General features: G+C 76.8%; 12 protein-coding genes. 5 read left to right on the top strand and 7 right to left on the bottom strand.

Annotated features, from left to right (window positions below):
* Positions 1-15: 15 nt before the first annotated feature.
* The gene (locus ACWIZO_RS09055) at positions 16-1,827 is read right to left on the bottom strand and encodes an ABC-F family ATP-binding cassette domain-containing protein (RefSeq protein ID WP_448642149.1); all 1,812 of its coding nucleotides are present in this window, start codon (positions 1,825-1,827) and stop codon (positions 16-18) included.
* A 211-nt stretch (positions 1,828-2,038) separates the two neighbouring features.
* On the opposite strand from ACWIZO_RS09055, the gene ACWIZO_RS09050 reads away from it, so the two are divergent.
* A complete protein-coding gene (locus tag ACWIZO_RS09050; protein ID WP_448642148.1) occupies positions 2,039-3,568 on the top strand; it encodes a Mur ligase family protein in 1,530 nt (509 codons plus the stop codon).
* 22 nt (positions 3,569-3,590) lie between these two features.
* On the opposite strand, the gene ACWIZO_RS09045 is transcribed toward ACWIZO_RS09050, so the two are convergent.
* Positions 3,591-4,355 carry a class I SAM-dependent methyltransferase gene (locus ACWIZO_RS09045; protein WP_448642147.1) on the bottom strand — a complete coding sequence of 255 codons (765 nt, stop codon included), beginning with the start codon at positions 4,353-4,355 and terminating at the stop codon, positions 3,591-3,593.
* Complete coding sequence (locus tag ACWIZO_RS09040; RefSeq protein WP_448642146.1) at positions 4,352-5,371, bottom strand: methylenetetrahydrofolate reductase C-terminal domain-containing protein; 1,020 nt, start codon at positions 5,369-5,371, stop codon at positions 4,352-4,354. Before ACWIZO_RS09040 ends, ACWIZO_RS09045 begins: the two co-directional genes overlap by 4 nt.
* Before the next feature lie 143 nt (positions 5,372-5,514).
* Between ACWIZO_RS09040 and ACWIZO_RS09035 the strand changes: the two genes are divergently transcribed.
* Genes ACWIZO_RS09035 through ACWIZO_RS09025 form a run of 3 tightly spaced genes read left to right on the top strand, consistent with a single transcriptional unit; the run spans position 5,515 to position 7,848 of the window.
* The gene (locus ACWIZO_RS09035) at positions 5,515-6,426 is read left to right on the top strand and encodes a DUF5996 family protein (protein ID WP_448642145.1); all 912 of its coding nucleotides are present in this window, start codon (positions 5,515-5,517) and stop codon (positions 6,424-6,426) included.
* A gap of 28 nt (positions 6,427-6,454) precedes the next feature.
* Positions 6,455-7,423 carry a pirin family protein gene (locus ACWIZO_RS09030; protein WP_448642144.1) on the top strand — a complete coding sequence of 323 codons (969 nt, stop codon included), beginning with the start codon at positions 6,455-6,457 and terminating at the stop codon, positions 7,421-7,423.
* Positions 7,420-7,848: a PPOX class F420-dependent oxidoreductase gene (locus ACWIZO_RS09025; protein ID WP_448642143.1), complete on the top strand. Its 429-nt coding sequence runs from the start codon at positions 7,420-7,422 to the stop codon at positions 7,846-7,848. The genes ACWIZO_RS09030 and ACWIZO_RS09025 overlap by 4 nt, the downstream gene beginning before the upstream one ends.
* A 21-nt stretch (positions 7,849-7,869) precedes the next feature.
* Here the strand turns inward: ACWIZO_RS09025 and ACWIZO_RS09020 are convergent, their stop codons facing one another.
* Positions 7,870-8,631, bottom strand: a complete 762-nt coding sequence (locus tag ACWIZO_RS09020; RefSeq protein WP_448642142.1) for a VOC family protein — start codon at positions 8,629-8,631, stop codon at positions 7,870-7,872.
* A 175-nt stretch (positions 8,632-8,806) separates the two neighbouring features.
* On the bottom strand, positions 8,807-10,909 hold the full coding sequence (locus ACWIZO_RS09015) for a TPM domain-containing protein (protein ID WP_448642141.1): 2,103 nt from the start codon (positions 10,907-10,909) through the stop codon (positions 8,807-8,809).
* 105 nt (positions 10,910-11,014) lie between these two features.
* Between ACWIZO_RS09015 and ACWIZO_RS09010 the strand changes: the two genes are divergently transcribed.
* Positions 11,015-11,371 carry a Rieske (2Fe-2S) protein gene (locus ACWIZO_RS09010; RefSeq protein ID WP_448642140.1) on the top strand — a complete coding sequence of 119 codons (357 nt, stop codon included), beginning with the start codon at positions 11,015-11,017 and terminating at the stop codon, positions 11,369-11,371.
* Positions 11,372-11,443: 72 nt separating this feature from the next.
* Here ACWIZO_RS09010 and ACWIZO_RS09005 read toward each other — a convergent pair whose 3' ends face one another.
* Together ACWIZO_RS09005 and ACWIZO_RS09000 are read right to left on the bottom strand one after the other, a co-directional pair.
* A complete protein-coding gene (locus ACWIZO_RS09005; protein WP_448642139.1) occupies positions 11,444-13,180 on the bottom strand; it encodes a dipeptide ABC transporter ATP-binding protein in 1,737 nt (578 codons plus the stop codon).
* Positions 13,180-14,229 carry an ABC transporter permease gene (locus ACWIZO_RS09000; protein ID WP_448642138.1) on the bottom strand — a complete coding sequence of 350 codons (1,050 nt, stop codon included), beginning with the start codon at positions 14,227-14,229 and terminating at the stop codon, positions 13,180-13,182. The genes ACWIZO_RS09005 and ACWIZO_RS09000 overlap by 1 nt, the downstream gene beginning before the upstream one ends.
* Between the last annotated feature and the right edge of the window lie 10 nt (positions 14,230-14,239).

Below are 14,239 nucleotides of genomic sequence, written 5' to 3'. Positions count from 1 at the left end.
AGGACGCGCCGGCGCTCAGCCCTCGGCGAGCTCCGCGGCGGCCAGCCAGTCGGTCTCGACCTGGTCCTTCTCCGCCAGCAGCGCGCGCAGCCGGCCGTCGAGCTCCATCACCCGCGCGTGGTCGGTCGCGGCGGCGGCGAGCTCGGCGTGCAGCCGTTCCTCCTCGGTCCCCAGCTTCTCCAGCCGCCGCTCCAGCCGGGCGGCCTCCTTGCGGGCGGCGCGCACCTCGCCCGCCGAGGGCCCGGTCGCAGCCGCCGGCGGGGCCGCGGGAGCCGGGCCGGACGCCGCCGAGGGCAGTGCCGCCTCCCCCGCCGCGCGCCGCTGCAGGTACTCCTCGACGCCGCCGGGCAGCGCGGCCAGCGAGCCGTCGCCCATGAGCGCCACCACCGAGTCGCAGACCCGGTCGACGAAGTAGCGGTCGTGGCTGACCACCAGCACCGTGCCGGGGAAGGAGTCGAGGAGGTCCTCGAGCTGGGTGAGCGTGTCGATGTCGAGGTCGTTGGTCGGCTCGTCGAGCAGCAGCACGTTCGGCTCGGCCATGAGCAGGCGCAGCAGCTGCAGCCGGCGCCGCTCGCCTCCGGACAGGTCCCCCACCGGCGTCCACTGCCGCGACGCCGGGAAACCGAACCGCTCGGCCAGGGACGACGCCGAGATGTCCTGGCCGCCGATCCGCGCGATGCGGGCGATCTCCTGCACCGCCTCGAGCACCCGCAGCCGCCCGGGCAGCTCGGTCACGTGCTGCGACAGGTACGCCGGCGCGACCGTCTGCCCGCGCACCACCGTGCCGCGGTCGGGCTCGGTCTCCCCCACCAGCAGCCGCAGCAGCGAGGTCTTCCCCGCGCCGTTCACCCCGACCACGCCGATCCGGTCGCCCGGGCCCACGTGCCAGGTCAGGTCGCGGAACAGCGGCCGGGGGCCGTCGTCGGAGGGGACGGCGTAGTCGACGTCCTCGACGTCGTAGACGGTGCGCCCGAGCCGGCGGGCGGCGAAGCCCTTCAGCGCCATCGACTCGCGGGGCGGCGGCTCGTCGGCGATGAGCGCCTCGGCCGCCTCGATCCGGAACCGCGGCTTGCTGGTGCGCGCCGGCGGGCCGCGGCGCAGCCAGGCCAGCTCCTTGCGGACCAGGTTCAGCCGGCGCTCCTCGGTGACCGCCGCGATGCGGGCGCGCTCGGCGCGGGCCAGCGTGTAGGCCGCGTAGCCGCCCTCGTAGGCGTGCACCGCGCCGTCGGAGACCTCCCACGTCTGCGTGCACACCTCGTCGAGGAACCACCGGTCGTGGGTGACCACCACCAGCGCGCCCACCCGCTCGCGCACGTAGTCGGCCAGCCAGGCGACGCCCTCGACGTCGAGGTGGTTGGTCGGCTCGTCGAGGACCAGCAGGTCCAGCGGCCGGACCAGCTGCGCGGCCAGCGCCACCCGGCGCCGCTCGCCACCCGACATCGGCGCCACGGGGCTGTCCAGGCCCAGCCGGTCGAGCTCCAGGCCGGTCAGGACACTGCGCACGGCCGGGTCGGCGGCCCACTCGTGCTCCGCGGCGAACAGGGTCCCGGGCAGCACGACGTCGCGGACCGTGGCGCCCGGCGGCAGCGTCCCGGACTGGTCGAGGACGCCGACGGCGAGGTCGCCGCGCTGCGTGACCCGGCCGCTGTCGGGCTCCTCCGCACCGGTCAGGACGCCGAGCAGCGTGGACTTGCCGCTGCCGTTGCGCCCGACGACGCCGATCCGCTCGCCGGCCGCCACGCCGAGGGAGACGTCGTCGAGCAGGACGGTCGTGCCGTGCGCCTTGGACACCCGCTCGAGGTTGAGCAGGTTCAGCGGGGCGCTCACCGTCGGGTCCAGGTCATGAGGGCCCCAGTATCGCCGTCGCCGCGCGCGCCCCGTCCGGCACCGTCGCGCCGACGCGGCAGGTGGCACCCAGCACCCCGCGTGCTGCGCTCAGTGACCGGCCGGTCGCGCAGGTGGGGACGGAGGGCGGCGCGCCCCCGCGGTCCACCGCTGCGACCAGCGCGGACACCACCGCGGGCCTACCGTCGGCCGGGTGCTGCCCGCGGTCCCCTGGTCGGAGGTGGAGCGCCGCGCGCGCGCTGTCCCCGGCGGTCCCGTCCTCCGGTCCGGCGGCGCCGACGACCTGACCGTGCGCGGCCTGGTCACCGACTCGCGGCGGGTCGTCCCCGGCTCGCTGTTCGCCTGCGTCCGCGGAGCGGCCAGCGACGGGCACCGGCACGCCGGCGCCGCGGCCCGGGCGGGCGCGGTGGCCCTGCTGGCCGACCGCCCGGTCGCCACGGACCTGCCGCTGCTGCTCGTGCCGTGGGTGCGCGCGCAGCTCGGTCCACTGGGCGCGCTGCTGGCCGGCGACCCCGCGCGGGCGCTGGGCCTGGTGGGCGTGACCGGCAGCAACGGCAAGACGACGACCAGCGCGCTCGTCGGCGGCGTGCTGGAGGCCGGCGGCGACCGCACCGGCGTCGTCGGCACGCTCGGCGCGCGGGTGGGCACGCGCTCGCGGCTGACCGCGCTGACCACCCCCGAGGCCCCGGAGCTGCACGAGCTGCTGCGCTGGATGGTCGACGCCGGGGCGCACCGCGCGGTGGTGGAGGCCTCGTCGATCGCACTGGACCGCGGCCGCCTCGACGGGCTCGGCTTCGACGTCGCCGTCTTCACCGGGTTCGAGGAGGACCACCTCGACCACCACGGCACCCTGGAGCACTACTGGGCGAGCAAGGCCCGGCTGTTCGAGCGCGAGCGGACCGCGGCCGGGGTGGTCGTCGTCGACGACCCGTGGGGACGGCGGCTGGCCGACCAGGCCCCGGTGCCGGTGACCCGGGTGGGCACGGCGGCCGACGCCGACGTCCGGGTGCTCGGCTGGCGGACCGGCGCCGCGGGCACCGAGGTGCTGCTGGGCGACGACACCGGCGGCCACCGGGTGCGCAGCCGGCTGGTCGGCCGGGTGCACGTGGGCAACCTGGCCGCGGCGTGGGCCACCGGGCGGGTGCTCGGCGTGGCACCCGACCGGATCGCCGCCGGCCTGGCCGCGGTGGCCCCGCCGCGCGGACGCGGCACCGTGCTCGGCGGCTCGGGGCGGCCGGTGGTCGTCGTCGACTACGCGCACACGCCGCACGCCCTGGCGGCGGCGATCACCACCGCCCGCGACCTGTGCGGCCCCGGCGGCCGCGTGCACCTGGTGCTCGGTGCCCGCGGCCGGCGCGACCGCTACAAGCGGCAGGGGCTGGGCGAGTCGGCCCGCGCCGCCGACCGCGTGTGGCTGACCAACGAGGGCAGCCACGGCGAGGACCCGGCCGCGATCATCGCCGAGCTGCGGGTCGGGCTGCTCGGCGCGACCGCGGCCGTGCGCACGGTGCCCGACCGGCGGCAGGCCATCTCCGCGGCGGTCCGCGCGGCCGGCCCCGCCGACGTCGTCCTCGTCGTCGGCCGGGGCCACGAGACGCGGGTGCTCGACACCACCGACCCGCGCGACGCCGTCCACCTCGACGACGCCGAGGTCGCGAACACCGCCCTCATCGCCGAGCACGGCCCGCCTCACGCGGCCGCCCGGGTCGAGCGCGCCTCCTGACGGCCGCCGCGTGCCGCCGGCGTCAGCGGGCCTCGGCGACCCCGAGCCACGGCCGCAGCGCCCCGTCGCCGAGCAGCCGCCCCACCCGCGCCGACTGCTCCTGGGCCTCCCGCCAGCGGGGGTCGTCGCCGTGCCGACGGGCGACCTCGGCGTCCACCGCGTCGGCGCGCTCACCCCACCCCGGCGGGCTGTCGCCGAAGTCGGCGGTGGCGGTGTCCCCCAACCGGAAGCCGGCCGCGTCCAGCAGCGCGCGCAGCTCCGCCTCGGCCGGGAAGTCGTTGCCCTCGGGCAGCGGCGGGGGCAGCGGCCGGTCGGCGACGAAGACCAGCAGGCCGAGCCGGCCGCCGTCGGCCAGCACCCGGCGCAGCTCGGCCAGCGCCGGGGCCTTGTCGGAGGTGGTGCACAGGACCCCCAGGCACCAGGCGGCGTCGAACGCGGCGTCGGCGAACGGCAGCGCCTGTGCGAGCGCGGCGACCGAGGGCAGCCCGAACAGCCGGTGGGCGGCACGGGCCGCGGCGCGCATCGGCTCGGCGCAGACGGCGCGCGCGCCGCGGTCGGCGGCCAGCCACCCGGCCGGGCCGCCGACGCCGGCGCCGTCGTCGAGCACCCGGCTGCCGGCCGTCAGCGCCATGCGGTCGGCCAGCCAGCGCAGCGCCCCCTCGCTCCCGCTGCCCCGGCACCCGGCCGGGACGGCGTGCTCGGGTCCCAGCGCCCGCACGGCCTCCTCGGTCCAGCCGGCGACGGTGCCGAACTCGGCCTCCATCGCCTCGCTCTCCAGCTCTCTCATGCGACCTCCCTGACCGCGGCGGCGACCTCGGCCTTGACCCGGGCGCCGTCGTCCTCCCCGCCGCTGGAGGCCAGGCCGGAGAGGTTGACCCCGACGACCCCGGGGACGGCGAGCAGCGCCCGGGCCTCGGCCACCGCGGCCGCGATCCCCGCCGACCGGGGGTCCGGCGCGGCCAGGACCTGCTCGACCGTCGCGTCGTCGACGTGCAGGCCGGGGAAGCGCTGCAGCACCCGCGCCGAGCGCTCGTCGGTGTAGACGGCGACCGCGGCGACGAAGGGCAGCGTCGCCCCGGCCTCGCGCGCGGCGGCGACGAAGGCGGCCACCTCACCCGGGGTGCGCACGTGGTTGAGCACGCACACCTGCGCGCCGGCCCGCTGCTTGTCCGCGACCCGGGCCGGCCGCCGGTGCACCGGTGGGGCCGCCGGCGACTCCGGGACGGCGACCGGCAGCCCCGCGTCCGCGGCGAGGGCGGCCAGCCGCGGACCGTCGAGGTCGAAGACCTGGGTGACGCCGGGCCGGACGCCGGGGCCGCGGGCGTCCCCGGTCACGCACAGCACGCCGTCGACGCCGACCGCGGCCAGACCGGCCAGCTCCTGCTCCAGGACGACGCGGTTGCGGTCGCGGCAGGCCAGCGTCGTCCACGGCCGCCCGCCGGCGTCCAGGATCTCGGCGGCGAACAGCGTGGGCGGGAAGTCGGGCCGGTTGGCGTGCTCGCCGACGAGCAGCCCGTCGGAGAACGGCGCCAGGACGCCGACCACCCGGCGCAGCGAGGCCGGGTCGAACGGCGCGACGGTGAGGTCGGTGAGCACCACCGGCCCGGTGCGCGCACGGTCGAGCAGGCTGCCCGGCGGAGGCGGGACCGGAGGCGGCGTCGGCCCGGCCCATGCGGGGGCGGGTGCGTCGACGAAGGGGCAGCGGTGCTCGGCGACCTCGCAGCGGCCGTCGTCCCGGACCCCGCCGCACGGGCCGAAGACCATGCGCTTCGGGCAGCCCGGCCGGCGGGCGTCGTCGTCCACGCCCGCAGCCTGACACCTCCCGGCGCCGGCCGGGCGGGGGGCGGGGCATCCGCCGCCCCGGGGAGCGGCTACCGCGCGGCCGCCGCGGGCTGCATGCTGGCCGCACCGGTCCCGTCGCCCCGGAGCCAACGCAGGAGCCGCCCGTGTCCGTCTTCCCGCCCATCCCGCTGGCCGAGTGGGCCGACACCAAGGACACCGTGCACCGGTTCCTGCAGGTCGTCGGCAAGCTGCGGCTGGCCAACGCCCCGCGGCGCAACCACTGGTGGCACGTCCCCTTCCACCTCACCGGCCGCGGGCTGACCACCCGCCCGATGGGCTTCGACCCGGTCTTCGCCGTCGACCTCGACCTGGTCGACCACCGGCTCGAGGTGACCGTCGCCGACGGACGGCGGGCGTCGTTCCCGCTGCCCGGGCTGAGCGTGGCCGCGTTCTACCGGCAGCTGCTCGACACCCTCGCCACGCTCGGCCTGCCGGCCACCGTCGAGCTGCCCGTCCCGTTCGACCTGGCCGACCGCACCCCGTTCGCCGAGGACGAGCACCACGCGTCCTACGACCGGGCCATGGTGACCCGCTACTGGGTGGTGCTGGGCCAGGTGGCGCAGGTGCTCGAGGAGTTCGCCGGGCGCAGCTACGCCAAGACCAGCCCGGTGCACCACTTCTGGCACACCTTCGACCTCGCCGTCACCCGCTTCTCCGACCGGCGCGTGCCGCAGCCCGACACCGTCGACCCGGTCACCCGCGAGGCCTACTCGCACGAGGTGATCAGCGCCGGCTTCTGGTTCGGCGACGACCAGGTGCCCGAGCCCGCCTTCTACTCCTACACCGCGCCCGAGCCGGCGGGCCTGGCCGAGGAGCCGCTGCGGCCGGCCGCGGCCCGCTGGATCGACAGCCGGGGCGCCCACCTCGCGCTGCTGCCCTACGAGGACGTGCGGACGGCGGCCGACCCACGGGGCACCGTCCTGGACTTCCTCGAGAGCGCCTACGCGGCCGGTGCCCGCCGGGCGGGCTGGGACCTCGGCGCCCTGCGCTGCCCGACCGCGCCCGAGCCCCGATGAACCGCCGCACCCCCTGGAGGCCCAGCACATGAGCAACCTCGACCGCCGCCCGCCCGCCCGCGAGCTCGGCGGGCTGGCCGACACCGCCGCCGGCCCCGCCCTCGACCTGCTGCCCGCCAAGGAGATCGCGCTCGGGGAGAGCACGCGGGTGCGGCGGCTGCTGCCGACGCTGGGCCGCCGGATGGTCGGCGCCTGGGCGTTCGTCGACCACTACGGCCCGGACGACGTCGCCGACGGTCCCGGCATGCAGGTGGCCCCCCACCCGCACACCGGGCTGCAGACGGTGTCCTGGCTGCTGCAGGGCCGCGTGCACCACCGCGACTCCCTCGGCAGCGACGTCTCCTTCGGCCCCGGCGAGCTCGCCCTCATGACCGCCGGGCACGGCATCGCGCACTCCGAGCAGTCGCCGGTGCCGCACCCGCGCTACCTGTACGGCGCGCAGCTGTGGGTGGCGCTGCCCGACGTCACCCGTGACACCGCACCGGCCTTCGAGCACCACGCCACGCTGCCGGGCTTCGACTCCGACGGGGTGCGCGCCACGGTGCTGATGGGCGGGTTCGGCGGCCAGACCTCACCGGGGACGGCGCACACCCCGATCGTCGGCGCCGACCTGGACCTGGCCGCCGGTGCCGACGTCGAGCTGCCGCTGGAGCCGGACTTCGAGCACGCGCTGCTCGGCGCCTCCGGCGGTGCCGACGTCGAGGGCGCGCCGCTGGCCCACGGCGCGATGGTCTACCTCGGCACCGGCCGGCGGACCGTGCGGGTCCGCACCGAGGCGCCGGCGAGGCTGCTGCTCCTCGGCGGCGAGCCGTTCGAGGAGCAGCTGGTGATGTGGTGGAACTTCGTCGGCCGGTCGGGTGAGGAGATCGTCGAGTACGCCGAGCGGTGGAACGCCGAGGACGAACGGTTCGGCGCCGTCGAGGGGTACGAGGGCGACCGGCTGCTCGCGCCGGCGCTGCCGCCGGTGCCGCTCAAGGCCCGGGGGCGGGTCCGGTGACCGTGGACGAGCGGCACCTCGCCTTCTTCGCCGAGCACCGCTGGGGGGTGCTCGCCACGGTGAAGCGGGACGGCCGGCCGCAGCTGTCCAACGTCGGGTACGCCCACGACCCGGCGCAGCGGCTGTTCCGGGTGTCGGTGACCGCCGACCGCGCCAAGACCCGCAACCTGCAGGCCGACCCCCGGGTCACCCTGCACGTGTCGTCGCAGGACTTCTGGTCGTGGGTGGCCGTCGAGGGCACCGCGGAGCTCACGCCGGTGGCCGCCGACCCGCACGACGCCACGGTCGAGGAGCTGGTCGCCTACTACCGCGGCGTCTCCGGCGAGCACCAGGACTGGGACGAGTACCGCGCGGCGATGGTCGCCGACCGGCGTCTCGTCGTCCGGTTCACGCCGGAGCACACCTACGGCCAGCTGCGCGGGTGAGGCCGGCCCCCGTCCGCCCGCTCAGCCCTCGGGTGGCGTCTGCATCACCGAGAACGACGCGCCCCACGGGTCGCTGACGACGGCGAACCGGCCGAAGTCGGTGTCCATCGGCGCCATGGCGACCTTGCCGCCGGCGGCCTCGACCGCGGCGACCGTGTCGTCGGTGGAGGCGACGGCGAAGCAGGTCGCCCACCCCTTGGACGCACTAGGCGAGATCCCGCCGAGGCCCCCGAGCGGCCGGTCACCGGTCGCGAAGGTCGTGTAGCCCTCGGCGCCGGGGACCTCCTCGTAGGTGAACCCGAAGACGGCGGCGTAGAACTCGCGGGCCGCGGCGGGGTCGTCGACCGCGGCCTCGTTCCACACCAGCGAGCTGGGCTCGTTGAACACCTCGACGCCGGTGTGCGTGCCGGCCTGCCAGAGTCCGAACTGGTTCCCCTGGGGGTCCCGCGCGACGACCATCGTGCCCATCGGCCCGACCTCCATCGGCTCGACGACGACGGTGCCGTCGGCCGCGCGGATGCGGTCGCAGGTGGCCGCGGCGTCGGCGGCCGCGAAGTACGTCGTCCAGGACGGTGCGGCGCCCGGGTCCATCAGCGGGCCGAGGCCGGCGGCCTGGTGGCCGTCCTTGAGCGCGTTGACGTAGCCGCCGAACTCGGGGCTGTCGGCGGTCCACTCCCAGCCGAGCAGGGAGCCGTAGAAGGCCTTGGCGGCCGGGATGTCGGGGGCGCCGTAGTCGATCCAGCACGGCGTGCCGTCGGGCCAGGGGGTGTTCCGGGTGGGCATGGCTTCCTCCTCGGGGTGTGGGGAGGGAACCGTCCCACCGGGGACCGACACTTCCCGGGCCCGCGCACACGGCACCGGGGAACGCCTCCTCCCGCACCGCAGCGCGTCCTCCCCCACGGTGCACGGTGAGGGAGGACACGCCACGATCAGGTTCCCTGATCGTGGCGCTACCGCCTCAGAAGCGGCCGCCGCCCGAGCGTCCGTGACCGCCGCCACCACCGAAACTGCCCCCGCCCGAGCGTCCGCGGCCACCGGAGCCCCCGAAGCCGCCACCGCGCGGACGGCCACCGCCGAGACCCCCGCCGAGACCACCACCGAGACCACCGCGCATCCCACCGGCCAGGATGCCGCCGAGCACGAGGCTGCCCAGGTCCACACCACCGCGGCCGGGCGCGTAGCCCGGGCCGTGACCCCGGCCATAACCCCCGCCATAGCCCCCGCCGTAGCCCCCGCCATAGCCCCCGCCGTAGCCCCCGGACCACGTGGCGACGTCGTCCTGCGCGAGCTGCAGCGCCTGCTGGGCCAGCTGGTCGGCCAGCTGCGCCTCCCGCAGCGCCCCCTCGGGATCGGCCCGGCCGGTGCCCGCGGCGGCGTCGAGGTGCCGCTGCGCCTCGGCCAGCCGGGTGCGCGCCTCGGGCCCGACCGCCCCGCGCCGGGTGGCGACGAAGTCGGCGGCCGCGGCGACGGTCGAGCGGGCGCGCAGGAGGGTCTGGTCGAGCGCGGCGGCGGCCCGGCGGGCGCGGGTCTGCGCGTCGCGGGCCACGGCCAGCGCCTGCTCGAGCGCGAGGTCGGCCTCCTCGAGCCGGCGCAGCGCGGTGATCGGGTCGGGCGGCCCGCCGTCGCCGGGGCGGAGGGCCTCGTCGGCGGCGGCCAGCCCGGCCTCCGCGCGGGCCACCTGCGGGCGCAGCCCGGCGCTGTCGCCGCCGGAGGACAGCAGCGCGCGGGCCTCGGCGAGGTCCTCCTCGGTCTCGGCGCGGACGGCGGGGATGCGCGCGGTCGCGGCCTCGAGGTCGCGCTCGAGCCGGGTGACGGCGTCGAGCAGGGTGCCCACCTGGGCCACGGCGTCCTCGGCCGCGCGCAGGTCGCCCACCGCCTCGCCGGACCGGCCGGCGTCGAGGGCGGCGCGCGCCTCGGCGACCTCCTGCTCGGCGGCGGCCAGCCGCGCGCGGGCCTGGTCGAGGTTGTCGGCGACCGGCGCCAGCGCCGAGGGCGCGTACCGGCGGCGCAGCCGGGCCGTGCGCTCCTCGTCCTGGGGCAGCCGGCCGTGCAGCGCGGTGATCCGCGGGCCCAGCCCCTCCAGGACCTGCGGTGCGGTGCGCTCGAGGTCGCGCAGCTGCGCGAACGCCTCGGCCTGCGCGTCGAGCCGCTCGTCGGCCGCGGAGGTCAGCTGCAGGATCTCGGTGACCATCGCCCGCCGGGTCGGCTCGTCCTCGGGGATCTCGTCGTCGAGCTGCTGGCGCAGCGTGAAGGCCCGGGTGAGCTCCTGGCGCGACCGGGCCAGCGCCTCGTCGAACCCGGCTACGGCGGCCTCGCCGTACTGCAGCCGGGCGAAGTCCAGGTCCAGCTGGGAGGTCTTCACGGCCTCGTCCAGCTCGAGCAGCGCGGTGCTGGCGCGGCCCTGCAGTTCGTCGGTCGGCACGCCGGCGTGGGGGTCGGGCCGCTCCAGCCGGGTGGTGGGCGGCGGCTGGGCCTCGCGGCGCCGCCGCCGGGACCGCGCCACCAGGTACGCCCCGCCCCCGACGACGGCGATCCCCCCGACGACGGCAGCGGTGGCCGCGCCCGACCCCGACCCCGACCCCCCACCGGACGACGAGCTGGACGACGAGCCGCCGATCCCCTCGGCGAAGGCCACCGCCGCCCCCGCCCAGTCGTCGTCCCCGAGCTGCGGCAGGACGTCCCGCGCCAGGAAGTCCTCGATCTCGGCGTTGGTCCGGGGGAACGCGTCGTCCACCCAGTAGCCGTAGCGCTGGTCGCCCACCGCGACGGCGAGCAGCACGTCGGTGCGGCCCAGCCCCGAGGCCTCCGCGGTCTGCTGTGCCCACTCGCCCTGGTCGGCGCCGTCGAAGGAGGTCACGTAGACGACGAACACCTGCGTGCCGTCCTCGGCCTGCCGGTCGTCGACCGCCTGCTGCACCTCCGCGCGACCCGCGGGGTCGAGGACGCCGGCGCGGTCGGTCACCTCGTCGGGGACGTCGAACGGCGGCTCGGCCAGCGCCGGCCCGCCGCCGGCGACCAGGACGGCAGCCGCGACCCCGAGGACTCCCATCAGCCGGCGCACGGCACCGACCCTAGGTGCGGCACCTCGCCCGGGCAGCCCGGCCGGGTAGGACGTCCGCAACCGGGTAGGGCCCCGTCAGCCCAGCATCCGGCCCGAGGAGGACCCGTGAGCGAGAACGACCGCATCCCCGCCAGCCAGCTGCCTCCGGGGGCGGTGCGCCGGGCGGGCAACTGGGCGGTCGGCAACCGCGACGGGGAGTACTTCGCCGTCTCCCGCCGCTGCCGGCACCAGCTGGCGGACATGTCGACGGGCAGCATCGACGCCGACGGGTGCCTGGTCTGCCCCTGGCACGGCGCGCGCTACGACGTCCGCACCGGGGAGATGGTCGCCGGCCCGCGCGGGTTCCTCGGCTACCACGGGCCCACCCCGGGCTACACCCAGTTCGTCCGCGGCTACGCGAAGGTGCTGCGGCTGCGGGTGAGGCGGGCGCTGCGCCGCGGGGACGACGTCGTCGTGGAGTGAGGCACACGGGCGGCCCTCCTGCAGGGGCCCGCCGCGAGCCTGCGAGCGGTGGGGGGCAGGAGGGTCCTTCCGCTATGCCTGAGCTGCCGGAGCCGTCGGAGCCGCCCGGCCCGCCTCGGTCAGCTGCTGCCAGCCGGCCCGGCGGGCGGCCTGCTCATCGGGGTCGGGCACCGGCAGCGAGGCCAGCAGGCGCTGCGTGTAGGGGTGCTGCGGCGCCCCGAGCACCTCCTCGCCCGTCCCCTCCTCGACCAGCCGGCCGCGGTAGAGGACGGCGATCCGGTCGGCCAGCAGGTCGACGACGGCGAGGTCGTGGCTGATGAACAGTGCGGCGAAGCCGAACTCGCGCTGGATCTCGTCGAAGAGGTCGAGCACCCGCGCCTGCACCGACACGTCGAGGGCCGAGGTCGGCTCGTCGGCGATGAGCAGCTCCGGCCCCAGCGCCAGCGCCCGCGCGAGGCTGGCCCGCTGCCGCTGGCCGCCCGAGAGCTCGTGCGGGAAGCGTTCGCCGAAGGCGCGGGGCAGCTGCACCGACTCGAGCAGCTCGTCGACCCGGCCCCGCGCCTCCCGCGCGTCGCCGGCCCGCCCGTGGACGACCAGCGGCTCGGCGACCGCCTCGGCGATGGTGAGCAGCGGGTTGAAGCTCGAGGCGGGGTCCTGGAAGACGAACCCAATCCGCTCGCGCACGGGCCGGAAGCGCTTCTCCTTGACGCCGTTCATCTCGGTGCCCAGCACCGACAGCGACCCGCCGGTCACCTTCGTCAGGCCGGCGATGGCCCGCCCGATGGTCGTCTTGCCGCTGCCGCTCTCCCCGACCAGACCGAGCACCTCGCCGGGCCGGATGCGGAAGCTGACGCCGTCGACGGCGGTGAAGTCCGGGCGGCGCAGCCGGCCGGGGTAGACGATCCGCAGGTCGCGGGCCTCCACGACCGGCGCGGCGGTGTCCCACCCGGCCGGCCGGGCCGCGGCGCGCGCCTGCGTGCGTGCCAGTCCCTGTCCCAGTCGCGGCACGGAGGCCAGCAGCTGCCGCGTGTAGGCCTCCCTCGGCGCGGAGAACAGGGTGCGGACGTCGGCCTCCTCCACCAACTGCCCCTGGTACATGACCGCGACCCGGTCGGCGAGGTCGGCGACCACCCCCATGTTGTGGGTGATCAGCACGATCGCGGCGCCGAACTCGTCCCGGCAGCGGCGCAGCAGGTCGAGGATCTCGGCCTGCACGGTGACGTCGAGGGCCGTCGTCGGCTCGTCGGCGATGATGACGCCGGGGTCGAGGACCAGCGCCTGGGCGATGACGATGCGCTGCTTCTGCCCGCCGGAGAACTGGTGCGGGTAGTGGTCGACCCGTGTCTCCGGGTCGGGGATGCCCACCCGCCGCAGGACGTCGACGGCCTTGGCGCGCGCCTCCTTGCGGCTGTACCGGCCGTGCGCGCGCAGGCCCTCGGCGATCTGCCAGCCGACGGGGTAGACCGGGTTGAGCGCGGTGGAGGGCTCCTGGAAGACCATCGCCGCGTCCCGACCGCGCACGGCACCCAGCTGGCTGCGGGACAGCGTCACGACGTCGTGCTGCTCGCTCCCGTCCTTGCTGCGCAGGAGGACGGCCCCGCGCGTGGTGGCGGTCTCCGGCAGCAGCCCGAGGATGCTGCGGGCCGTGACCGTCTTGCCGCTGCCGCTCTCCCCCACGACGGCGAGCACCTCGCCGGCGGCCACGGACAGGCTCACGTCCTGGACGGCGGCGATGGTCCCGGCGTCGGTGGCGAAGGAGACGGACAGGTTCTCGATGTCGACGACGTCGCCCGTCGGCGTGCCGGTCATCAGGCGATCCCTCCTGCACCGGTGACCCGGGCGACGTCCACGCCGGTGTCGAGCGGCCCCCCGGGCACCACCGCGACCTCCGCGGTCTCCCCCGCCTCGGCCGCGCGCCGGCTGCGCAGCCGCGGATCGGCCAGGTCGTTGAGGCTCTCCCCGACCAGGGTCAGGCCGAGCACCACCAGCACGATGGCCGCCCCCGGGAAGATCGACGTCCACCAGATCCCGCTGGTGACGTCGGACAGCGACTTGTTGAGGTCGAAGCCCCACTCGGCGGCGGCGGTGGGCTCGATGCCGAAGCCCAGGAAGCCGAGCCCGGCGAGGGTCAGGATGGCCTCGGAGGCGTTGAGCGTGAGGATCAGCGGCAGCGTGCGGGTGGCGTTGCGCAGCACGTGCCGGCTCATGATCCGCCAGTGGCCGGCGCCGATGACGCGGGCCGACTCGACGTAGGCCTCGCTCTTGATCCGCATCGTCTCGGCGCGGACCACCCGGAAGTACTGCGGGATGAACACGACGGTGATGGAGATGGCCGCCGCGAGGATCCCGCCGAAGAGGCTGGACTGGCCGCCGCTGATGACGATCGCCATGACGATCGCCAGCAGCAGCGACGGGAAGGCGTAGACCGCGTCGCAGACGACCACGAGCACCCGGTCCAGCCAGCCGCCGAAGTAGCCCGAGACCAGCCCGAGCAGCACGCCGGCGAACAGGGACAGCGCGATCGCCAGCACGATCACCATGACCGCGGTGCGTGAGCCGTAGAGGACGCGCGAGAGCACGTCGTAGCCGCCCACCGTCGTGCCCAGCCAGTGGTCGCCCGACGGGGGCTGCTGCGCGCCGAAGGGACCGTCGGCGTCCCGCAGCTGGTCGTACCCGTAGGGCGCCAGCAGCGGCGCGCACAGCGCGACGAGCAGGAAGACGCCGGTGAGGACCAGCCCGGCGACGAGCATGCCGCGCTGCAGGCCGACGCTCTGCCGCAGCTGGTGGACCACCGGGAGCCGGCGCCAGCCCCGTCGGGCGGGGTCGGGCGCGGGCGTCTGGTCCGTGGGAGTGGACACGGCGGTGGCC

It is taken from the genome of Geodermatophilus sp. URMC 63 (genome assembly GCF_053502565.1).
Note: the sequence above shows the minus strand (reverse complement) of the source record. Positions and strands in the feature narration are given on the sequence as shown.